Annotated in this window: 12 protein-coding genes, 2 pseudogenes and 1 riboswitch; of the genes and pseudogenes, 8 read left to right on the forward strand and 6 right to left on the reverse strand. The window is 62.9% G+C overall.

From position 1 onward, the window contains the following. A pseudogene (locus U1H99_RS29625) lies at positions 1–358 on the reverse strand (PepSY domain-containing protein); the annotation flags it as partial. Positions 359–364: 6 nt separating this feature from the next. Further along, complete coding sequence (locus tag U1H99_RS29630; protein WP_323145087.1) at positions 365–2,491, reverse strand: TonB-dependent receptor; 2,127 nt, start codon at positions 2,489–2,491, stop codon at positions 365–367. A gap of 157 nt (positions 2,492–2,648) precedes the next feature. Continuing rightward, a riboswitch (cobalamin riboswitch) is annotated at positions 2,649–2,864 on the reverse strand. Positions 2,865–3,897: 1,033 nt separating this feature from the next. Between U1H99_RS29630 and U1H99_RS29635 the strand changes: the two genes are divergently transcribed. The 7 genes from U1H99_RS29635 to U1H99_RS29665 all read left to right on the forward strand — a co-directional run bounded on the left by U1H99_RS29635 (position 3,898) and on the right by U1H99_RS29665 (position 18,728). After that, positions 3,898–5,403, forward strand: coding sequence for a TolC family protein (locus U1H99_RS29635; protein WP_323145088.1), 1,506 nt, complete (start codon positions 3,898–3,900; stop codon positions 5,401–5,403). 5 nt (positions 5,404–5,408) lie between these two features. Beyond that, the gene (locus tag U1H99_RS29640; RefSeq protein ID WP_323145097.1) at positions 5,409–6,200 is read left to right on the forward strand and encodes an efflux RND transporter periplasmic adaptor subunit; all 792 of its coding nucleotides are present in this window, start codon (positions 5,409–5,411) and stop codon (positions 6,198–6,200) included. Between the two features lie 14 nt (positions 6,201–6,214). Continuing rightward, positions 6,215–7,084: a phage tail protein gene (locus tag U1H99_RS29645; RefSeq protein WP_323145089.1), complete on the forward strand. Its 870-nt coding sequence runs from the start codon at positions 6,215–6,217 to the stop codon at positions 7,082–7,084. A gap of 50 nt (positions 7,085–7,134) precedes the next feature. Next, complete coding sequence (locus tag U1H99_RS29650; protein WP_323145090.1) at positions 7,135–8,106, forward strand: tetratricopeptide repeat protein; 972 nt, start codon at positions 7,135–7,137, stop codon at positions 8,104–8,106. Between the two features lie 71 nt (positions 8,107–8,177). Then, positions 8,178–15,275: an Ig-like domain-containing protein gene (locus tag U1H99_RS29655; protein WP_323145091.1), complete on the forward strand. Its 7,098-nt coding sequence runs from the start codon at positions 8,178–8,180 to the stop codon at positions 15,273–15,275. A 2-nt stretch (positions 15,276–15,277) separates the two neighbouring features. Continuing rightward, entirely contained in the window at positions 15,278–16,639 is a 1,362-nt protein-coding gene (locus tag U1H99_RS29660) for an efflux RND transporter periplasmic adaptor subunit (protein ID WP_323145092.1), read from the forward strand. Position 16,640: 1 nt separating this feature from the next. Then, positions 16,641–18,728, forward strand: coding sequence for a site-2 protease family protein (locus U1H99_RS29665; protein WP_323145093.1), 2,088 nt, complete (start codon positions 16,641–16,643; stop codon positions 18,726–18,728). Between the two features lie 319 nt (positions 18,729–19,047). Here U1H99_RS29665 and U1H99_RS29670 read toward each other — a convergent pair whose 3' ends face one another. Further along, complete coding sequence (locus U1H99_RS29670; RefSeq protein ID WP_323145094.1) at positions 19,048–20,127, reverse strand: hypothetical protein; 1,080 nt, start codon at positions 20,125–20,127, stop codon at positions 19,048–19,050. Between the two features lie 184 nt (positions 20,128–20,311). After that, positions 20,312–20,457 (reverse strand): annotated as a pseudogene (locus U1H99_RS29675) (ribonucleotide-diphosphate reductase subunit beta); the annotation flags it as partial. Between the two features lie 570 nt (positions 20,458–21,027). Between U1H99_RS29675 and U1H99_RS29680 the strand changes: the two are divergent. Next, a complete protein-coding gene (locus tag U1H99_RS29680; protein ID WP_323145095.1) occupies positions 21,028–21,918 on the forward strand; it encodes a hypothetical protein in 891 nt (296 codons plus the stop codon). Between the two features lie 192 nt (positions 21,919–22,110). Here U1H99_RS29680 and U1H99_RS29685 read toward each other — a convergent pair whose 3' ends face one another. After that, positions 22,111–22,596, reverse strand: a complete 486-nt coding sequence (locus U1H99_RS29685; protein ID WP_323145096.1) for a hypothetical protein — start codon at positions 22,594–22,596, stop codon at positions 22,111–22,113. Between the two features lie 6 nt (positions 22,597–22,602). After that, on the reverse strand, positions 22,603–23,805 hold a 1,203-nt coding region (locus U1H99_RS29690), incomplete at its 5' end, for a TonB-dependent receptor (RefSeq protein ID WP_323143722.1).

Consider the following 23,805-nt stretch of genomic DNA (forward strand, 5'->3'; position numbering starts at 1 on the left):
AGCGCTGCGCCACGGCGGCCGCCTCGGCGTCCGTCAGCGGCGCCAGCGCAGCGCCGCTGGCCGCGTCGACGCCGACCCAGCGCTTGTCGGCGCCGAGCAAGCGCCACACGGGCCGGTCGCCAAGCATCCCCAGCCGCGCTTCGGAAAAGCGCACGCCAGCACGGGCCGACGCATCCTGCGCCGTCAGGCAGCACGGGGCTTGCGCCCGGAGCGGTTGCATGCCCGCCAGGCGCTCGCCTTGGGTCAGGGACGGGAAAGGCACGTAGTACATCACGATGCCGCTGGCAAACCACATCGCGAACAGCAGCGCCAGGCCGACGCCGAGCCACTTGTGCAGGAAGATCAGGGTCTTCTTCATCGCGGATCAGAAGCTGGTACGCGCCGTCAGCTGCAGGGTGCGAGGCGCTCCAAGCAGCCAGCGCACGCCACCGCTGCCCGACAGGGCGTAGTCGCGGTCGGCCAGGTTCTTGACGGCCAGGACCAGGGTCAACGCCGACGACTGGCGCCACGCCAGCGAGGCGTCGAGGACCGTGTAGGCCGGCAAGTTGGCGGTGTTCGCTGAATTAGACTGGCGCAGGCCCACGTAGCGTGCGCCCAGGCCCGCATCCCATTGCGGCAGGAAGCGGTAGCGGGTCCACAAGCTGGCCGTGCGCTCGGGCACGCCGGCCGGGGTATTGCCGTCGCGCGCCACAGGGACGCCGCCCACGATCTCCTTGAAATCGTCGTAGCGCGCGCGCAGCACGGCGGCGTTGGCGTCGATGGTCCAGCCGCGCAGCGGCTCGGCTACAAAGGCCAGTTCGAGGCCGGTCGACGACTGCTGGCCGACTTGCTGGGCCACGGAAGGATTGTCCGGATCGCGCGACAGCAGGTTGCGCTTCTCGATGCGGTAGGCGGCGACGGTCCACTCGCCCTTTACCGCCGGCATCCCACCCTTGGCGCCGAATTCCAGCTGCCGGCCACGCGTCAGGTCGTAGCTGACTGAGCCGTTCGGCAGCGACAGCGCGCCGCTCAGCGGATCGGTGGCGGTGCCGAACTGGCCATACAGCGACAACTGCGCGGCCGGCTTCCATACGGCACCCACGCGCCCCGTGACAGGATGATAGTCCTTGCCCAGTGCGACCCCTGTACGCAGGTCCAGGTTGTCGAAATTCATGGCGTCGCGGCGCAGGCCTGCCACCAGTTTCCAGTCCGCCGCGATGTCCAGCACATCCTCGGCAAAGAAGGCGCCGGTTGTCATCTCCGCGCGGCGGCTCGCGACGGTGGGGACCGGGCTGACGAAATAGCCGGGCATGAAATCGTGGGGATCGACCACGCTGGCGCCGCCGTAGGGCGAATTGTTGCTGTGGATGAGGCGCGTGCGATACCACTCGAGGCCGACCACCAGCCGGTTGGCGCGGCCGGCGATGCGGCCGTCGACAACTGCGTCGAAGCGATTGCCCGCCTGCTCCTGGTCATGCAGGATTTCCAGGTAGTCGCTCCGGTTGACGCGCGTGCCGGCGGCATTCAAGGCGTAGCTTTCTGCATTGCGCCAGTGGCGCTTGCTGGTGATGTAGTAGCTCTCGTTGCGCACGAGCAGACCGGGCGCGGCATGGTATTCGAGGCGCAGGCGGCCGACCCGGTCGTTGTAGCGCACCAGTGCGTTTTCGACGTTGAAGCTGGTACGGCGCAAGTCCGGGTCGAGCCGGCCGTTGCGCAGCGGCGTGCCGAAGTAGCGCGCGTCGTCGTTATGGCCGGCGTCCAGCGACCCCGTCGCCGTGAGGTCCTGGTTGATCCGCCATGCCAGCGCCGCGGACAAATTCTGCCGCTCGTAGCCGTTATCGCGCCGGTAGCCCCGGCTCTTGTCGGCATCCACGTAGACCGAATACGCGACGCCGTCCCCCGCCGGGCCGCTGACGCCGACGCCGCCCTGCACCGTATCGAAGGAACCGGCAGCCAGGAAAGCTTCGCCGCGCGTGCGGTCGAAGCGCGGCTTCCTGGTGACGTAGTTGACGGCGGCGCCGATGGCGCCGTCGCCGTACAGCACCGACGCTGGGCCGCGCAGCACTTCCACCGCTTCAAGGGGCCAGGTGGAAAACGGATAGGTGATCGTGCCGGCGGCGACGACCAGGCGAGTGCCGTCCACCAGCTGCGCCACCGAATTGTGGCCGCCGAAACCGCGCGCCGACAGGCTGGTGCCGCCATTGCCGGGCGCGGGGGATTCGCTCATGCCGGGCATGCGCACCACGACGTCCTGCGCGCGCGTGAGGCTGCGCTCGGCGATGTCGGCGCTGCCGAGCGTGCTCACGCTGGCGGGAGTGTCGCGTGCGCTGAGGCCGAGCCGCGAGCCGGTCTCGTTGCGGTCGTCCAGGGAAAAGGTGGCGCTGCGCGCCAGGCGGGTCTCGGTGATTTCCACCGTATTCAGCGCCTGCTCCTGGGCCGCACTGTTGGCGCCAACGGCGAGCGCGAGGGAACCGGCGGCCCAGGCGGCTTTCTGCCAGCGGGGGTTTTGCATGCTGTCGTTCATTTCTTGTCTTTCCAATGTGTGACCGGCGTTCTCCGCTTTCCTCTGCCCTTCGTATGAGCGCGCGCGCGCCCACGGGCATGCCATGCCCGGCAACAGGTACGAGAAAATCAGGAACGCCAAGGTGCGAGACCACACCCCGGGTCTCGCGCTTTCAAGGTGAACGGCCGGTCTTCTGGCTCGCCGTCTTCCTCCCCGGTCCTGCCTTCCCGCGCATGGCGCAGTGGCGTCGGACCGGTTCGTCAGGCTTACAGCAGCGGGGGCTGCGCCGGAATGGCGTGGGATGAGGATCCCGCGCTTCACCGGCTTCCCGTTTCACCCCGCCATCGGTCGATGGCGGGACACCGTTCACTCGAACGCGGAATTGTACAGACGGCGCGCGGGATTGTCAGTTTGAAATTGCCATCTATCAGCGATTGCCTGTGAGTTTGGCTGCCTACCGACGAAAGCCCGTACCAAGTTAATATCCCGGTCGGATTCGCGTTATGCTTGCAGCCTGATCTCTAGCTCAACTCACGTAATCCGGTTGAGCTCGCCGAGCTTTTAGAAAATCGGCCTATTGGTACCCTGGCAGGTGTTGGCTAATAGCATGTCATGCCGTGCCCGAGTTCACGCGATATCTATCCCACAATCTTCTCATTTCCAATATAAACTGATTTCTAATCAGGACCACGCGATTAACTAAACGCAGTCTGGTCACGGAGTAAATCTACTCCTTTCTGTGAAAGCGATCGCAGTAAAAACCATCAAACAGGCATTTCCACTAGAACCAGAAAAAGTCGTTAACCGACGATGACGTGTCGACCGGCGACGGTCATCGAAAAGCGACTGTCATACGAGTGATTATCGACCAGCGACTCAGCGCCAGCCCCTGGTCAATAGCAGACGGTTCGTTCGGATAGCATAGTGTCAAGGCGAAAAATCTCGCGGAGTGTCACGGATCTCCGCAATAAGCAAAAGCGAACTCGGCAAAAAGCCAGCAATGTCAACGGACGCGACCCTGACAGCGCGGGCCGCATAGCGACGCGAGATAGCGAATGATGTGATTCGCATGGCGCATACGATGACGCGAATGGCAGCGCTCACCTCTTAGAAAAAAAGGTCTGGTCTACCATCCTCAACCGACGATCGTAGCAAAAGGACAGGCAAATATGCAAAATAACAAGACCTGTTTTCTGGTTGACCAGATAACCAATTCATTCCTCTTATACGATTAGTCGCCACCATCCGAAAACTGTCTCTCCGTTGCCACGACGATGAAGAAAGCAAATTTAAACCGTGACAAGGGGTAACCGAGATCATAGAATTTTAGTGTTTCCTTGCATCAATAATCAATGCAAAGACAGGTAGTGCCGTCCACTGGGTCGAGCCATAACAGTCATAAACTATATTTCCACATGCCAATTCCTTCCAAGCGTTTCATTGTGGTCGCTTCGTTGTGCGCCCTTATCACACTCACCGGCTGCGCCACCACGCATACCCATCCCTTGAGCGCGGCCGACGTGGCATCGACGATCGCGGCCGATCGTGCACGCGCGCAGCAGGGTGTGGAGCCGTTACAGGGACCGTTATCGTTCGATGAGGCCGTTGCTCGCGCCATCAAATACAACCTCGATCGACGCGCACGCGCGCTGGAAGTCGCACTGGCGCAAGGGCAGCTGGATGCCGGCGCCTACGACGCGCTACCGAAATTGATGGCTGACGCCGGATATCGCTACCGCAACAACGACCTCATCACGCGTAGCATCGATTCCGTGACAGGCCAACCGTCGCTGGCGAATCCGTTTATCTCAAGCGACCGGGTGGCAACCACCTACGACCTGACGTTCACCTGGAGCCTGCTCGATTTCGGCCAAAGCTACTACGCTGCGCAGCAGAACGGCGATAAGGTACTCATCGCCGCTGAGCGGCGTCGCAAAGCCATGCACTTGTTGATACAGGACGTCCGCACCGCATTCTGGCGCACCGCCAGCGCGCAAAAGTTGCGTGGCGACGTCGAGGCGTCGATCATTGTCGCCGAGGAAGCGCTTGCCGATTCTCGCCAGGCCGAAGCAGAACGCCTACGCAACCCGGTGGACGCTTTGCGCTACCAACGCCAGCTGCTGGAAAATCTTCGTCTGCTTGAAGCGATCGACCAGGAACTGTCGTCGGCCAAAGTGGAACTCGCAGCACTGATCAACCTGCCGCTGACGCAGAACATCGTCGTCCAGGAAGCCGAAGAAAAAAGCGGCGCTGAGTGGCTGGCGATTCCCATCGAAAAAATGGAAGAACTGGCTCTGGCGAACAACCCTGACCTGCGCGAATCGATGTACAACGCCCGCGTCGCCTCAGTCGAAACGCGACGCACGCTGCTGAAGTTGTTCCCCGGCTTGTCGTTCAACTATGGCCGCCGCCACAGCAATGACAGCTACCTGATCTACCAGAACTGGAACGAGGCCGGCCTGCAGGTATCGTATAACTTGCTCGGCCTGCTGTCCGCGCCGGCGCAAAAGCGCCTCGCCGAGGCCGGCGTCGCGCTCGCCGACCAGCGCCGCGTGGCGACCCAGATGGCGGTTTTGGCCCAGGTGCACCTGGCACGCCTGCAATACCAGAACGCGCTGCGTCAGCTGGATCGCGCAGACGCCATCTGGAAAGTCGATAGCGAAATCGCGCGCCATGCCGCAAATCGCGGCGAAGTCCAGGCACAAAGCAAGCTCGACGTCGTGGCCAACCGAACCACAGTTCTTCTGAGTCATCTGCGACGCTACCAGGCGCTGGCCCAAGCCCAGGCCACGGCCGGCAAGCTCCAGGCTACACTTGGCCTGGAGCCGATGCTCGGCATGGCCGACGATGCGCCCCTTGCGGACCTGACCCGCGCGGTCAGCGCGTCGATGCGCGTTAATCCGACCCAAGCCAACCCTTGAACGCCATGAATCGATCTCATCCGCGCTGGACCGCGCTAGCGCTGCAATCCATCCTGGTCATGGCTGCGCAGCAGGCCACCGCCGCGTTGCCAGCCCAGCCACTCAAACCGACGTCGAGCGCGCTCGACCAGCGCGATATCCGCGCCCAGCTCTCGCCGCTGCGCTATACGACACTGGCGGCGGAATTCGGTGCCAAGGTGGACCGCCTGCCCGTCGCCGAGGGCGGAGCCTTCCGCGCCGGCGCCACGCTCATCAGCTTCGATTGCTCCATGCAGCAAGCCCAACTGATCAAGGCCAAGGCGGCGCTGTCAGCCGCGGAAATTGCCTGGAAAGCGAACCAGCGCCTGAACGAATTGAATTCGGTCGGCAAGGTCGAACTCGACGTCTCGGCGGCCGAGTCCGCAAAAGCCAGAGCTGAGGTCGCCGCCGGCACCACCCTCATGTCGAAGTGCCGGGTGACGGCCCCGTTCTCGGGACGTGTGGCCGAGCAAAAGGTGCGTGAACAGCAATACGTACAGGCGGGCCAGCCCATACTCGACATTCTTGACGATTCCGTCCTCGAACTCCAGTTCATCGTGCCCAGCGGCTGGCTGGCCTGGCTGAAGCCCGGCCAGACGTTCCAGGTGGCGATCGACGAAACCGGCAAACACTACCCGGCCAAGGTAAAAGGCATCGGCGCCCGCGTGGATTCGGTCAGTCAATCGATCAAAGTGAACGCCGTCATCGACGGCAGATTTTCCGAACTGGTGGCGGGCATGAGCGGAAAAATCCTGTTAGCCCCGCCAGCCAATCGTTAAACGAGAGACTTACAATGAAGAACCCGACTTCGCGGCCTATCGCCAGCCTCATCAAATCGGCCGGCCTCGCCGCCCTGCTGGCGTGGGGCAGTAGTGCTCAGGCATGTACGCAAGATCCCTACGTCGGCGCCGTCTGCATCCTGGCGGTGCCATGGACCAACCTGGAAGGTTACGCTCCCGCCAACGGCGCGACCATGTCGATTGCATCCAATATGGCGCTGTATTCCCTGATTGGTGTCAGCTTTGGCGGTGATGGCGTGTCAACGTTCATGCTGCCTGACTTACGCGGCCGCGTCGTCGTAGGCGCCGGTGCTGGCGCACCGGGCGGTTTGCCTACCTACAAGGTGGGCGACAAGGGTGGTGCGGCCACCGTCATGCTGACCCCGGCCAACGTGCCGTTGGCACAGCACAGTCACGGCGCGACAGGACTGACCGCCGTCGTCAACATCGCCAACTTGACGGCGACGACAACCATGACCGGCCTGGCTGCCACTACCAGCCTGGCAGGCGTCAGCGGTTCGGTCAACGGTTCCAGCTTTACCCTGAAAGCCTATAACGCCAACGGTGGTAGTACCGCACCCGATGGCGCTGTACTCGCGGTGTCGAATGGCTCGAGCAGCAAGATCTACTCGAGCAACGCGCCGAACGTTCCCATGGGCGCGGGCAGCATCGCCGGCACCGCGCCGGTCACCTTCTCCGGTGCGCCCACCACCACCATCACCGGTAACCCCACCACGACCCTGGGCGGGCAGGCGCTCGTGACCATGGGTGGCATGACGGCGCCGGCCGCCGTTCCGGCGTCAGCGGCGGTTAACATCATGCCGCCTTTTCTGGCCATGAACTATTTCATCGCCACCACGGGCCTCTACCCGCGACGGAACTGATGCTGAGGATATCCGGCGCCCTAGGTGCCGGATATCCGATCGATGAACATATGACACGCTCTCTTACTCTTTTCTCCGTCCTGCTGGTCTTCACCTCCTGCGCGCAGGCCGCCGCGCCAGCCGAACGCGCCAAAGACGTCAAGGCGGCACATGCTGCCCTAGTCGCCAACGATTATGTCGCAGCCTACCGACTGTATCGTGCAGAGTCAGCGAACAACCCCTTGGCGCGCTTCATGCTCGGCGTGTTCGACAAGAACGGGTGGGGCCGCAAAGCGGATCCCGTCGCTGCCTGCCGCTGGTTCGAGAGCGCCGCTGCCAAGCGCATTGCCACGGCCGAGCACGAGTGGGGTGAATGCTTGGCCAAAGGTATTGGTCGCGCGCCGGACATTCCGGCCGCCCTCGAATGGTATGCAAAGGCTGCCGGCGACGGCCATCTGATCTCGGACTGCAATGCCGCCGATTATTATTTGCGCGGCGAGGGCGTCGCCAAGGACACCGCGCGCGGCTTGGCGCTGTGTACCCGCGTGGCGATGTCGAATTCGCCGCCAGCCATGCTGCGGCTGGCGCATTACTTCGAGGATGGCACGCTGGTAGCGCAAGACTTGGCTGCAGCGCGCAGCTGGTACGGCCAGGCGGCCTCGTATGGGATGCCTGAGGCCCAGTTCCACTTGGGCATGATGCTGGCCCAGGGCGCAGGTGGCGACGCCGACCGTGACGAAGCGCTACGCTGGCTCGAAACCGCCGCCGGAGAGGGTTATGCGCCGGCCTATCTGCCGACTGCGATCTTGTACGGAAATGCACCAGTAAAGGCAAACACCGGCGCGCTTGCGCCTGAACATCTTGCCAAGATCTATTTATGGAGCAACGCTGCAATGGCGCGCGCGAAGACACAAGACCAACTGTCAGCGGCAACGGGAGTGCGTGACAGGGCACTGTCGGTGATGCCGCCCGAATGGCGGCCGCAGCTGGACCGCCAGGTGGCAGCGCACCTCACTGCCCACCCCGCCCTTACTGCCCGCTGAGCGCCTGTCATCCGAGCGCCTTCTTTCATACATTCAATAACGGCCATGCCGTACGTCTCCGGAACCACGTAATGAACGATATCGTCCCTGCCTTCCGCCTGATCCAGAGCCTGCGCACCGCCACGATCGCGCCGCGACGCACGCTACGGCGTACCTCGCGCCTGCTGCCGCTGGAGCAGCGCTTCATGTTCGACGGCGCCGCCGTGGCCACTGCCGCAGACGCCGTGCATGCACGTGCGCACGAGGTGTCGCTGGCCGACGCGGCAGCGACGGCGGCAGTGGCGTCGGCGCACGAGGTCAGGAGCGCGGACGCCGGCCGCAACGACGGCAAGAAGGAAGTTGTGTTCGTCGACACATCGGTGGCCGACTACCGCACCCTGGAGGCCGGCTTGCGCGACGGGATGGCCATCATCGAATTCGACGGCGCCCGGGACGGTCTGGCGCAGATCGCAGCATGGGCCGCACGGAACAGCGGCTACGACGCCATCCACATCTTGTCGCACGGCGCGCAAGGCCAGCTGCACCTGGGCAGCGCCCTGATTGACGAGGCCGCGCTCGCCTCGCAGACAGTGCAGGCTGAGTTGGCCGACATTGGCCACGCCCTGAAACCCGGGGGCGACGTCTTGCTGTACGGTTGCGACGTGGCCGCCGGCAGCGACGGCGAGCGCTTCCTGGCGGACCTGGCGCGTCTCACCGGCGCCGACGTCGCGGCCTCGACCGACGCCACTGGGTCGGCGGCCGAGGGAGGTAACTGGACGCTCGAATCGCACGTGGGCGAGATCGATGTGCGCACGCTGCAGATCGATGCCTATCGCGGTGTGCTCGACACGATCGCCTTTACCGATGCGGATGCGGACTTTACGTCGACCACGATCGACAAGCTGATTTCCGGCATCCACATGACGTTCTCCGGCGGATACGGGAATGACAACCAAGGCATGGGCATCGACACCTACGACAACAACAATGGCGTGTATGCTTACCAGGGTCCCGAAGACCAGGTGCAGCTGACCATCAAGACTCAGCCCGGCTATTCGTTCGATATCAATTCCTTTGGCGCCGGCATGGATTCGGGACAACTGTCGGTGGCCCTCACCTACGCCAACGGCGCCACCGACAGCTTCACGATCAACCTGACGCCCGGTGCCTGGCAGACCTTGTCGAGTTTCGCCAAGCCGATCAACGACGTCACGCAGGTCGTGCTGAGTTCGGATAAGTTCGGTATCTTTCAGAATTTCAACATCACCGACGTCAAACCGATCGCCGCATCGCCCACCGTCACCGACGCCAACATCGCGATTATCTCGAGCGCCACCGGCCTGGCGGGCACCTACAAGATCGGCGACACGGTCACTGCGCGCTGGAACAATGGCGCTTCTGGTGACAATAACAGCGGTGTGACAAGCGTGACCATGGACTTCAGCCAGTTTGGCGGGAGCAGCGCCGTCACCGCAACCGGTGACGGCAGCGGCAACTGGAGCGCCAGCTACACGATCGTTTCCGGCGCAATCGACGCTACTGGCCGCAAGGTCTCCGTCAGCGCCACCAATGGGGCTGGCACCGCGACTGCAGCGGACAGCACCAACCTGTCGGTCGACAATGTCGCGCCCACCGTCACCGACGCCCGCATCGCCATCAGCGGCGCCAGCGGCACGGCAGGGGCCTACAAGATCGGCGATACCGTCACGGCCACCTGGAACAATACCGCCGGCGGCGACAACAATACCGATACCCTCAGCCGGGTGACGGTCGACTTCAGCCAGTTCGGCGGCGGCAGCGCGGTCATCGCGACCAACAGCGGGGGCGTCTGGAGCGCGACCTACACGATCGGGGCCGGCGCCATCGACGCAACGGGCCGCAACGTGTCGGTGACGGCAGTCGACAATGCAGGCAACGCCACCACCACGGCGGACAGCAGCAATGCCACCGTCGACAATGTCGCCCCCCTCGTGACCGATGCCAACATCGCCATCAGCGGCGCCAGCGGCACGAACGGCGCCTACCGGATCGGCGACACCGTCACCGCCACCTGGAACAATACGGCCGGCGGCGACAACAACACCGACGCGCTGGCCGGCGTGACGATCGACTTCAGCCAGTTCGGCGGCGGCAGCGCGGTCGCCGCCACCAACGCAGGCGGACGCTGGAGTGCCACCTATCGCATCACCGCAGGCGGCATCGACGCGACCGGCCGCAACGTCTCCGTGAAGGTCGTCGATAACGCCGGCAATGCCACCGTGCGCGCCGATACGTCCAACGCCACGGTGGACAGCATCGCACCGACCGTCACCTTTGGCAACTTGGTACTGTCCAACGACACAGGCAGCAGCGCAACCGACTTTATCACCAACAGTCCGGCCCAGACCATTGGCGCCACCCTCAGTGGCGTACTGGCGGCCGGCGACGTCGTCTACGGCTCACTGGACAACGGCGCAACCTGGACCGACATCAGCGGAAAGGTCGCCGGCACGACGCTTAACTGGGACGGCGTGACGCTCTCGGGTAGTAATGTGCTCCAGTTGAAAGTGGTCGACAAGGCCGGCAACGATGGTAGCGTCGCGTCGCAGGCCTACGCACTGGATACCACCCCACCCGCCACGCCGTCCAGGCCCGCCATGAGCGCAGCCAGCGACACCGGCAGCTCCGCCAGTGACGGCATCACTCGCAACATGACCCCGACCTTCAGCGGCAGCGCCGAAGCGGGCAGCACCGTGGCGGTCTATGCCGACAGTGTCCTGCTCGGCACCACGGTCGCCAGCGGTGGCGCGTGGACCTTTGCCACCCCGGCCGGCGCCGCGCTGGCCGACGGCAGCCACACGATCACCGCCAGAGCCACTGATGTCGCCGGAAACATGTCGAACATCTCGAGCGTCCTTGTCGTCTCGATTGACACCGCCGCCCCCACCGGCCTGGCGCTGGCCGCCGACAGCGCCGCCACCCAGGCAGCCGGCAGCGGCGCCACGCTGACGACCCTGGTGGCCAACGACAATACCAGCACCGCCGCCCAGATCAGCTACCAGCTGGTCCAGGGCGACGGCACCAACGATGCCGACAACGCACGTTTCACCTTGCAGGGAAATGAGCTGCATGTGGGTAACAGCGCACTCACAGCCGGCAACTATCACCTGTACGTGAGCGCCACCGACCTGGCAGGCAACGTCGTCAACCAGGCGCTGGCCTTCACCGTCATGGATGCGCCGTCGGTGACCTCGGTGGTGCGCACCGGCGGGGCTGCAGGCGGCGTCGACCATGCCGCTGCATCGGTCCAGTACACCGTTACCTTCAGCCAGCCGGTGACCGGGGTCGACGGCTCCGACTTCACGCTGACCTCGACCGGCACCGCCCACGGCACCGTGGCCGGCGTCAGCGGCAGCGGTGACACCTATATCGTCACCGTCGACAGCCTCGGCGGCGATGGCACGCTGCGCCTTGACCTGAACGCCAGCGGGACCGGCATCCAGAGCGCCGGCAACGCCGCCATCGCCGGCGGCTATACCGCCGGCGCCGTCTACACGCTCGACCACACCGCACCGGCGGCGCCGTCCGTGCCCGCCATGAACGCAGCCAGCGACACCGGCAACTCCGCCAGCGACGGCATCACCAGCAATACCACCCCGACCTTCAGCGGCAGCGCCGAATCGGGCAGCACCGTGGCGGTCTACGCCGACAGTGTCCTGCTCGGCACCACGGTCGCCAGCGGTGGCGCGTGGACCTTCGCCACCCCGACCGGCGCCGCGCTGGCCGACGGCAGCCACACGATCACGGCCAAGGCAACCGATGCCGCCGGCAACATGTCGGCCGCTTCGGGCGGCCTGGCGGTCGTCATCGACACCGCAGGCCCCGCCGTCGGCTCGGTAGCAGTGCCGTCGGCCGGCGTCTACCGCGCCGGCCAGTCGCTGACATTCACCGTCAACACCAATGAAGCCGTCACGCTCGATACCAGCAGCGGTGTGCCACGCCTCGCGCTGCAAATCGGCAGCGCCACGGCCTATGCCGATTATCTATCGGGGGCGGGTAGCAATGCGCTGGTGTTCGGCTATACCGTGCGTGCCGGCGACAACGGCAGCCAGGGGATTGCCGTCGCCGGCCTGCAAGCCAACGGTGGTCTGCTGCGCGACCAGGCCGGTAACGACATGGCGCTCGACCTGCACGGTGTCGGCGTCACCGCCGGCGTGCTGGTCGACACCACCGCGCCCACTGTGACATCGGTCGCGGTGCCCGCGCAAGGCACATATGTCATCGGCCAACACCTCGACTTCACGGTCAACTTCTCGGAAGCGGTAACCGTCTCCACCGCGGACGGCACGCCGCGCATTGCACTCACGCTGGACAACGGCGGAACCGTGTACGCGAACTACCTCTCCGCGGCGCCTAGCGGCGCGCTGACGTTCCGTTACGTGGTGACCGACGGCGTGCAGGACCTGACCGGCATTACAGTCGGCACCCTGAGCGCCAATGGCGGTGCGCTGCGCGATGCTGCCGGCAACGATGCGGCTTTGGCGCTGAACACCGTGGGAGGCACCGTGGGCGTCAACGTCGATGGCCAGCAAGCGCACGTGCTCGGCGTCGGCTCGTCCACCAGCGACGGTGCTTACGGCCTCGGCGCCACGATATCGATCACCGTGACCTTCAACCGCACCGTCGTCGTCGACACCGGCGCCGGTGTACCGAGCTTGGCTCTCGGCGATGGCGGTGTGGCAACCTATGCCGGTGGCTCCGGCAGCGCTACGCTGGTCTTTACCTACCGGGTCGCAACGGGCGAAAACGCCGCCGATCTCGATTACGCATCGAGCGCGGCACTGGCACTAAACGGCGGTGCCATCCGCGACACGGCCGGCGCCCGCGACGCAATGCTCGACCTGGCAGCACCGGGCTCGCCCGGCTCTCTCGGTACGGCCAAGAACATCGTGATCGACACCACTGCGCCGTCGATTGTCTTCAGCCGGCTAGCCTTCTCGAACGACAACGGTGCCAGCGCGAACGACTTCGTTACCGACGTGCCGACGCAGACAGTCACGGCGTCGCTCAGCGCCGCGCTCGCCCCAGGCGACATTGTCTACGGCTCGCTCGACAACGGTGCTCACTGGACCGACATCACCGCCAAAGTATCGGGTACCAGTCTGGCATGGAACGACGTGGTGTTGTCAGGCAGCGGTACGCTGCAGTTGAAGGTGACCGATCAGGTCGGCAACGACGGGACAGCCACGGTCCAGGCGTACAAGCTTGCCATAGGTTCGCCGTCGACCACGTTCACCAACATTGCCCTGTCCAACGACAGCGGCATCAGCGCCACCGACTTCGTGACCCGGATCTCTGGCCAGACCGTTAGTGCGAGCCTGAGCGCGCCGCTCGGCGCGGGCGACGTCGTCTACGGCTCGGTCGACGGCGGTGCGCACTGGGTCGACATTAGCGGCATGGTTTCGGGCACCGCCCTGGCCTGGGACAACGTCCTCGTCGGCGGCGCCAACAGCCTGGCATTCAAAGTCGTCGATGCCTTTGGCCACGACGGCCCGGTCACCCAACGTGCCTACGTGCTCGACACGACGGCGCCCGGCGTGCTCCCTACCGGTGTCACGTTTTCGAACGACACCGGTGCTTCGGCGACAGACCTGATCACGAGCGTCGGCACGCAGACGCTCAACGGCACGCTGTCGACACCGCTTGCCGCAGGCGACACCGTCTACGTATCGCTGGACAAAGGTACGACCTGGGCCACGGCAGCGGACACGCCGGGCCAGGCTGGCTGGACGCTTGTCGGACAGACGCTCAAGGCCAGCAATACACTGCTGGTCAAGATCGCCGACGTAGCCGGCAACGAAACGCCGGCGTTTGCCCGCGCCTACGTGTTGCAGACAGCAGCGCCGGTGGTGACGTTCACCGATCTGGCCTTGTCCAACGACAGCGGCGCAAGCAGCAACGACTTCGTTACCAACGTAGCCGACCAGACCATGACCGCAACCCTGGGAGCGCCACTCGCGACGGGTGACGTGGTGCGCGGTTCACTCGATGGCGGCGCCACCTGGGTCGATATCACAAGCAAGGTGAACGGCACGCGCCTGACCTGGGACGGCGTTGTGCTGCCGGCCAGCGGCACGCTGGCCATCCAGGCAGTCGGCGCCTCCGGACTCGAAGGCAAGGCCACCACACACGCTTACGTGGTCGACACGACGCCACCAGCCGCATTCGCGGTCTCTCCTTTTACATCGACGGACACGCGTCCGATCCTGAGCGGTACCATCGCCGCGGCGCCAGGCGATAAGCTTGTGATCAGCGTCGGCGGCGCCAGCTACGGCGTGACGCCTGCCGACGGCGGCTGGCGTCTCGACCTTGCCAGCGCCGCGCCCGCTAGCGGCACGCTTTCGCTTGCTGCCGGCAATACCTATGCCATCGATGCGACGCTCACCGACCTTGCCGGAAATGCGAGCAAGGCGTCGGGTACCTTAACAATCGCGCAGACCGCACCGCCGGTCGCACCGGAGCAGGTTACCCCGGAAACCGTGCGGGTCCGTGACACTGTCTTCATCGCTGCTCCTGCCGGAGCGAAGACCCTCCTGCCGGCCGGCTCGGACACGCCCTCCTCTCTTTCCGCAGTACCCACCATTCAGCTTACCCCGTTCGTCGTCCCTGCGCTCGATACTGGCCTGCGCCTAGCGCCCGACGTCCAGGCAGTCGGGCTCGTGCCCGCCGCAGAATTTACCCGCAGCGATGGTGCATTCCCGGTCGTCGTGGTTGCGCCACGCGGTCAATCGGGCGACGGCCTGATTCTGAACCGGCCATTGCCGGACCAGGCGGTTGCTGCCGACGGCACCGTCGAGATCGCGATACCGTCCGACGCCTTTGCCCACACCGATGCCGGCGCCGCAATCCACCTGTCGGCACGTCAGGCCAACGGCCAGGCGTTGCCTTCCTGGATCCAGTTCGATGCCGCCGGCGGCAAATTCATCGTGCAGCCGCACGCCGGCATGACGGCAGATGTCGAAGTCAGGGTGACAGCGCGAGACGCCCAGGGCCGCGAAGCAGTCATGATCTTCAGGATCAAGGCAGCGCCGCAGCGCCTGGGTGCGCAGCTCCATGGGCGCGCGGGTTTCAGCGAACAAGTGCGCCAAGCCGCCGACGGCGCAGCCAACCGCTTTGACCGCTTGCTGCGCGCCGCGACCCGGGGAGTCTGACAATGAACGACGCCATGTCCAATGCACCGCCACTGGCGCGCCTGCTCGAGTTGTCGCGCCGTGCGCGACTTGCGGACGACGTCGAGGAACTGGCTTTCCTGGCCGTGAACGATACCCATGACCTGGCGCCTTACCGCCAGGCCGTGCTGTGGTTCGCAGGGGCCGGCATCAAGGCACTTTCGGGCGTCGTAGAGCCCGAAGCCAACGCCCCCTACGCTCATTTCATCGAAGGCGCCTGCCGGGCTCTGGACCAGGACGCGCGCAAGGCGACAACGGTTACCGCCGCCGATCTGCCGGAGAAGCCGGCCGCCGAGTGGTCCGAATGGCTACCCACCCACGGCCTTTGGCTACCCTTCGGCACCGCAGGCGATGCAGCCCGCGGCGGGCTGCTGCTGGCCGCCGACCGGCCCTGGAGCGAGGACAACATCCTGCTGCTGGAAGAGTGGGCCGCAGTCTGGCACCATGCGTGGCTAGCGCGCGCCGCGGCTGCGCCATGGCACTGGCTGCACTGGCGGCGCATGCTGGGTGCGGCGCCGGGCCTCATCCACCGGCCATGGTGGAAGCGTCGCGGCGCCTGGTTCACCGCGGTGGTCGGCCTGACGCTGCTGCTGCCGGTGCGTATTTCCGTGCTCGCGCCCGGCGAACTAGTGCCGGGCAGGCCGGCCGTCATCCGCGCGCCGCTAGACGGCGTGATCGGCCAGTTCAGCGTGCAGCCCAACCAGACGGTCAAGCCCGGCCAGTTACTGTTCACCTTTGATGAAGCATCGGCAGACACCCGTAGCGCGGTGGCCGGCCAGGCGCTTGCGGCCGCGGAAGCGGAGTATCGGCAAGCCGAACAAATGGCGCTGTCCGACTCGCGTTCGAAAGCGCAATTGGCGCAGCTGTCGGCGAAGGTCGGCGAGAAACGTGCCGAAGCCGCTTTCTATGTCGACCAGACCCGACGCGCACGCGTGCTGGCGCCTGAAGGCGGCGTTGCACTGCTCGACGACCCGAGCGAATGGATCGGCAAGGCAGTGCAGACAGGCGAACGCATCATGCGCATCGCCGTGCCAGGCGACGTCGAGATCGAAGCCTGGCTGCCGATCGGCGACGCGATTCCTCTTGCCGGACGCGCGGATGCCACGCTCTACCTGGCTTCGCGTCCGCTCGACGCCTTGCCGGCCAAGGTACGCTACGTGGCGCACGATGCCGTCGTCCGTCCCGACGGCACCTACGCATACCGCGTGCGCGCCACCCTTGATGCGCCCACGTCGACGCGGGTCGGCCTGAAAGGGACCGTCAAGCTTGCCGGCGAACGCGTCCCGCTTGCTTACTGGATCCTGCGCCGCCCGCTCGCCACGATCCGCCAGACACTGGGCATCTAGCATGCGCCTGCCTTTACTGCGCGAGGAATTGACTCTGCTGCCGGGAGCCGTCCTGGCCGACGGCCAACCCAGCCATACCCTGCACGACCCGGTGCGCAACCTGTTCTTTCAGATCGACTGGCCGACTTTCGAAATCCTGCGTCGCTGGGACATGGACGACCCGGCCGCGATCGCGCGTGCGGTCTCGCACGAGACCGCGCTGCAGCTCGACGCGGCAGACGTGGACGACGTCGCGGCTTTTTTCACGGACAACCAGCTGGTGCGCGCGCACGCCGGCGTCGCCTCAGCCTACGCGGCCGACCTGCGCAAGCGCCGCGGCGGCGCCGCGCAATGGCTCCTCCACAACTACTTGTTCTTCCGCATTCCGCTGCTGAAGCCCGATCGCTGGCTTACCCGCGTGGCGCCCTATCTAGATCCTTTATATACGCGCACCTTCCTGCTGCTGACCTTGGCTGCGCTGGCTTTCGGCGCCGTCGAGATCTACCGCCAGTGGGACCATTTTGCCGGCACGCTGGTCGACACCATTACATGGCGCGGCATGGCCGGTTACGCGGTAGCCCTAGCTGTCGTCAAGGTGATGCACGAACTGGGCCACGCGATGACCGCCAAGCGGTTCGGATGCCGAGTACCGGCGATGGGACTGGCCTTTCTCGTCATGTGGCCGGTCGCGTACACCGATACCAACGATGTCTGGCGCTTGACCAAGCGTCGCCAGAAGCTTGCCGTGGTCGGCGCCGGCATGGCGGTCGAACTAGGCGTAGCGGCGTGGGCGACGCTGGCCTGGGCGCTGCTCCCTGACGGCATGCTGCGCTCGCTTGCGTTCGTATTGGCAGCGGTCACCTGGATTGCCAGCGTCGCCATCAATGCCAGTCCGTTCATGCGGTTCGACGGTTATTTCCTGCTGTCCGACTGGCTCGAGATGCCAAACCTGCACACACGTGCCTTTGCGCTTGCGCGCTGGGACCTGCGTGAGCGCCTGTTCGGGCTAGGCGTGGCAGCGCCGGAAGTATTCCCGCGCGCACGTCACGTCGGCCTGATCCTGTTCGCCTATGCGACTTGGCTGTACCGGCTTACTGTCTTCCTTGGCATCGCGTCCCTCGTTTATCTATTCTTCATCAAGGCGATCGGCATCGCGCTGTTCGCCATCGAAATCGGATGGTTCGTCATGCTTCCCTTGATTCGCGAAATGCGCGTCTGGCGCACCCTGTGGCCGGTGCTGCGCCGTCGTCCGCGCGCACGCATCGCCCTGGCCATGTTTTTGGCGCTGGCGTTGGTTGTCTTTCTTCCATTGCCGACCCTTACCCGCGCGACCGGTTTGTTGCGACCGGCCGCACAGTTCGTCATCTACTCGCCTGCACATGCACAGGTTGTCGACTTACCCGTCGCCGACGGCCAGCATGTGGCGACAGGAACCTCTTTGATGCGGCTGGCGTCGCCGGAACTGGAGGCGCGTGCCCAAGGTGTCGCGTCTCGCCTAGAGGGACTGGAACAACAAGCCGTTGCCGGGGTATTTGACCCCCAGCAACGCGCGCGCTGGCAGATACTGCAGCAACAGGCGCTGGGTGCGCAATCGGAAGCGGCCTCGATCCAGGGTGACGCCTCGCGCTATGTGCCGGTAGCGCCGTTTGCCGGCACCCTGCGCGACATCGCGCCCGATCTGCGGCCAGGCATATGGCTGAGCGCGCGCGAGCCATTGGCGCGTCTAGTGTCCGACCAGATTGCAGCGGTGGCCTACGTCGATGAGGATGATGTTGAACGTATCAATGTCGGTGATGCTGCACGCTTCTACGCCGACGCCCCCAGCGGCCCGGTGGTCAAGCTAACCGTAACCAGCATCGAACCGGAAGCGCGCCGTATTCTCGACGAACCGGAGCTAGCCACGGTTTTTGGCGGAGGCATTGTGGCGCGAGAAAAGAACGGCCAGTTCTATCCCGAGCGACCATTGTACCGTGTCATCTTTCAAGCAGCGTCAGGACCGCAATCACACACCTGGCGCGGCACGGTCATGATCGATGGGAATTGGAGCGCGCCGGGGTGGCGTTACTTGCGCAACATCGTAGCCCTCGTCAGGCGTGAATCAGGATTTTAGAGATGTGAGCTTCACAAAACAGAGCACTCAGGCAAAAGCAGGCTTTCACCTATTGGAAGTTCGGCAACGAACAGATGTTCGTGTCTTAAGTCCACCTGCCATGCTGGATTCTCTTGATCCGCCAGGGATGCGGCTACGAGGTTGGCATCTGCTGCTGTAACGTCAGAACGATGAATTCGGCGGGACGCACAAGAGCCACCTTGACCACGACGCGCATTACGCCGTCGAGGATGTCTTGGCCGGTCATGGTCGAATTCAGGCCGACGGCGACCGAGAACGCGTCCGCTGGCGTAGAGCCCTGTAACGCGCCAGCCTTCCACTATTCCTGGAGGAAACTGGCGATCATCGACTGCACCGCCGTCCAGGTGATGCTGTCGTTTGAGCCGAATACGTAAGGCTGCATCGCATACTTGATCGACTGTTTCAGCATGATCACTGTCCGGCACACGCTGATGTAACGCCACTCGTCGCTGTTACCGGCCAGCGTGCGCGCACCCCATACTAATAGGCCGTAGTCGGGGAAGATGCGGATCGCATTTACGGCCAGGCCGTTCAGCGGAGCGTTCAAGTCGCTCTGCTGGCTGTCGGACAAGCTTACGGCCGGCGACACGGCGTTGACGATGGTTGTATTGGCGGGCGAATAGAATACCCCGAAGGAATTGTCGTTGCGGGTGTAGACGCCTGCCATCGCGCTGCTGGGCGGCATCAGATTGACACTGGCGCACAGGTTTGCCATGGTCTGCATGTACAACGGCGAGAGATTGTTCAGCGTTTTGTGGACCTCGTCGACGGCGAGTAGCGTGTCCGGGTCGTTCAGCTCGTCCGGGGGCGGCGGCACCATCCTGGCCAGGACGTTCTGGTAGGCAGCGAGCTGAGGGTTCGTCTGACTGTTCACAGGCGGGAAGATGACCGTGCTTGCCTCATTGTCCATATCGCTGGCGAAGTGACTGAACGTGGCAGCACTGATCCATGTGAAATCGATCGAGTTCTGCGCCACAATGTTGGTGTTGATCCACGGATAATAGACGGCGCCGTACTTGTTGAACTCCTCGCCAAGACCGTCGATTGCATAAAAGCCGGATTTACCATCGGTGCCCTGGATCGGGTCGGTAGCGGTCCGATCCGGAGAGTAGTAGCCATGCCACACATCAAGGATGGCAATCCGGCTCTGCATTGTCTGGCAATGCCGCAGCGCCTGCTGCGAAACCGATTTCCAGTCGGCCGCGTCGAGCAGGACGGCATCAGGCATCACTACTATGGTGGGTTCGGCATGCTGCTCCAAGGTTTCGAAACAATTAGTGTAGTCGGCCTTTGATATCCCGTTGGTGATCGCATTGGCATAACTGCCTATGGATAGAACGTAGCAATTGCCGCCGCCATTATTGAAAAACAGCTCCATTCCATAGAATAGGTTGAAGCGAGGATTTGCCAGGTCGAATGCGCATGGCGGAATGGCCGTGGCTTCGGCGCTATACGCGAACGTCGATTCCGTTCACATATAGGCCTGGGATCATTGGTTTTTGCATGCGCTGCCTCTCTTCTTGATACTCTAGTGAAAGACCTAGACGGCTTTTGTGTTTGAACGAAACTGCGGTCACGAAGAGACCGATGTTGCGCTTGACGACGCCACGCTCGTCCTCTGTCAGGACGTTCGTATCCTTTCTAAGCTCACGACGCGCTGCGTGTGAACTACCTGCGGCATCCAGTAATTAGCGCAGCCGGCCAGATACTATGCAGGCCTTTTCCAACTTAACCAGATTAACTGCTTAACGTCAACCGAATACGCAAATTGCCTTTTCTTGTGTGTGTCAATCCGGACATCATCGCTGATTACGAAAAAAATTACATTTATTATCGAACAAATAATATTTGGCATCATAAATTTTTATGATAATTTCCAAATTAACAAATATAATTTAGCTCAGCCATGAACAATAACGGTGCATGCAAAGCGGGTAACAAGGGTAGTCATCAACGAGCCTGCGACCCTCGGCGCACTCCCTTTATTTGAAGAACTTGCAAAGAAATAAATTAGGAAGTTTTCTTATATCGACGCCCAATACAATTCTGCCATCATTTCTAAATTGCAAGTTGGTCGCGATATATATACATGACTGAAGCTTCTTAAAAATATATGCATCGCAGTAAATCGCCTGTGTTAGCATCAACTGTCACGAGTAGGGGCCATCATCTAAAACCTGTAAATTAAAACAGTCTATACGGTGAGCCTACAAGGCTAGCTGTTCAGAAATGCAATTTTTCGTGAGAATTGATTCGATAACCTTTCGTTGGAGAAAACATGGCGTGTACTTCTGGATCGGTGCAAAGCGTTGCTGATAAAACTGTAGCTGCCAGGGAGCAGATAGTTAAGTTACAACAGATGATCGAATCGCAGTCCGAAAATTTGAAGACCAAGTTCTTCAGTGAAATCGACTCTCACTTGTCGGCCTCACATATTGGTGACGCACTTGAGCTAGCTTATAATTCAGATGTAAAGACCGAATACACGAGCGAGTTCAGCCTAGATAAGATAGCAGCGGTTGTAACTAAAGCATTGAAGGCAGTGGCAGTAGCTCAAGATCCAGCATCTAAAGCACCGGCTCTCAGTCCTGAAGCAATCGCCGCCTATACAGATGTAGTAAATACAGTAGCAGAGGCTGCAAAGTCTTCATCAAGCTCTTCCGCTAGCTTGTCGTTCTCGATGACACGCTTGTCTCCAGGGTTGTTCGCTTTCCTTTCTGCCTCATCGATTAACATCAAAGATGAAGATACCTTTGGCACTGAAGCGATCACGACTACAGCTATCTATTACCGCTTCATGCAGAGTATTGATGACATAAGTAACGAGGCAAAATTCGGCGAGGCGCTGATCGATGCAAGCAATCTTATAAATATGAAAAGGTTACAAGCTGCGCTAACTGATCAGCTGGCCAATGGCACTATTGATTTAGATACCTGGTCAACAAAAGACGATAAGTACTCGGAGGCGGTAAAGAGAATCGAAACTCGGCTAGATGCAGATGGGACAATACCACGGCTCCAGCCTGTCTTGGTTGGAGTTCAATTTAATATCAAAAATCCGAATGATGATATCGCACGAGGATCGATCGACCGACTTGGTAAAATGGGTCCGCAGTACCAAAAAGTGGTCGATCTAACCAAGTCGCGCTTACTAAAAGGATATTATTAATTTTTCTTTAGTAAAAATCTGACCATGGCGCATGCCTTATCTTATATTATTAGCGTCGTGGTCATTAACAATGTAGTAAGGCTTTATCGCATAACTCACCTCAGTTCGTAGTTTCCTAACTCCACGATAATTGGTTAGTGTTCAAGTGGAGCTCGAATCCCTTGTACGTAAGGATTAGCTTGCTGGACGGTTCTAGACCGCCAGCCCATCCGTGCCTTCCATCTCGACGCGCACCAGCGGACGGTGCGGGTTGTAGCCCTGGGCGACGGTCCATTGATCGCGCTCCAGCCGCTTTACGTGCAGCGCGCGACGGCCGCTGCAGCGCTGCGCCACGGCGGCCGCCTCGGCGTCCGTCAGCGGCGCCAGCGCAGCGCCGCTGGCCGCGTCGACGCCGACCCAGCGCTTGTCGGCGCCGAGCAAGCGCCACACGGGCCGGTCGCCAAGCATCCCCAGCCGCGCTTCGGAAAAGCGCACGCCAGCACGGGCCGACGCATCCTGCGCCGTCAGGCAGCACGGGGCTTGCGCCCGGAGCGGTTGCATGCCCGCCAGGCGCTCGCCTTGGGTCAGGGACGGGAAAGGCACGTAGTACATCACGATGCCGCTGGCAAACCACATCGCGAACAGCAGCGCCAGGCCGACGCCGAGCCACTTGTGCAGGAAGATCAGGGTCTTCTTCATCGCGGATCAGAAGCTGGTACGCGCCGTCAGCTGCAGGGTGCGAGGCGCTCCAAGCAGCCAGCGCACGCCACCGCTGCCCGACAGGGCGTAGTCGCGGTCGGCCAGGTTCTTGACGGCCAGGACCAGGGTCAACGCCGACGACTGGCGCCACGCCAGCGAGGCGTCGAGGACCGTGTAGGCCGGCAAGTTGGCGGTGTTCGCTGAATTAGACTGGCGCAGGCCCACGTAGCGTGCGCCCAGGCCCGCATCCCATTGCGGCAGGAAGCGGTAGCGGGTCCACAAGCTGGCCGTGCGCTCGGGCACGCCGGCCGGGGTATTGCCGTCGCGCGCCACAGGGACGCCGCCCACGATCTCCTTGAAATCGTCGTAGCGCGCGCGCAGCACGGCGGCGTTGGCGTCGATGGTCCAGCCGCGCAGCGGCTCGGCTACAAAGGCCAGTTCGAGGCCGGTCGACGACTGCTGGCCGACTTGCTGGGCCACGGAAGGATTGTCCGGATCGCGCGACAGCAGGTTGCGCTTCTCGATGCGGTAGGCGGCGACGGTCCACTCGCCCTTTACCGCCGGCATCCCACCCTTGGCGCCGAATTCCAGCTGCCGGCCACGCGTCAGGTCGTAGCTGACTGAGCCGTTCGGCAGCGACAGCGCGCCGCTCAGCGGATCGGTGGCGGTGCCGAACTGGCCATACAGCGACAACTGCGCGGCCGGCTTCCATACGGCACCCACGCGCCCCGTGACAGGATGATAGTCCTTGCCCAGTGCGACCCCTGTACGCAGGTCCAGGTTGTCGAAATTCATGGCGTCGCGGCGCAGGCCTGCCACCAGTTTCCAGTCCGCCGCGATGTCCAGCACATCCTCGGCAAAGAAGGCGCCGGTTGTCATCTCCGCGCGGCGGCTCGCGACGGTGGGGACCGGGCTGACGAAATAGCCGGGCATGAAATCGTGGGGATCGACCACGCTGGCGCCGCCGTAGGGCGAATTGTTGCTGTGGATGAGGCGCGTGCGATACCACTCGAGGCCGACCACCAGCCGGTTGGCGCGGCCGGCGATGCGGCCGTCGACAACTGCGTCGAAGCGATTGCCCGCCTGCTCCTGGTCATGCAGGATTTCCAGGTAGTCGCTCCGGTTGACGCGCGTGCCGGCGGCATTCAAGGCGTAGCTTTCTGCATTGCGCCAGTGGCGCTTGCTGGTGATGTAGTAGCTCTCGTTGCG

Origin of the sequence: Massilia phyllosphaerae (assembly GCF_034659755.1) — a bacterium.
GTDB lineage: Bacteria > Pseudomonadota > Gammaproteobacteria > Burkholderiales > Burkholderiaceae_D > Telluria > Telluria phyllosphaerae.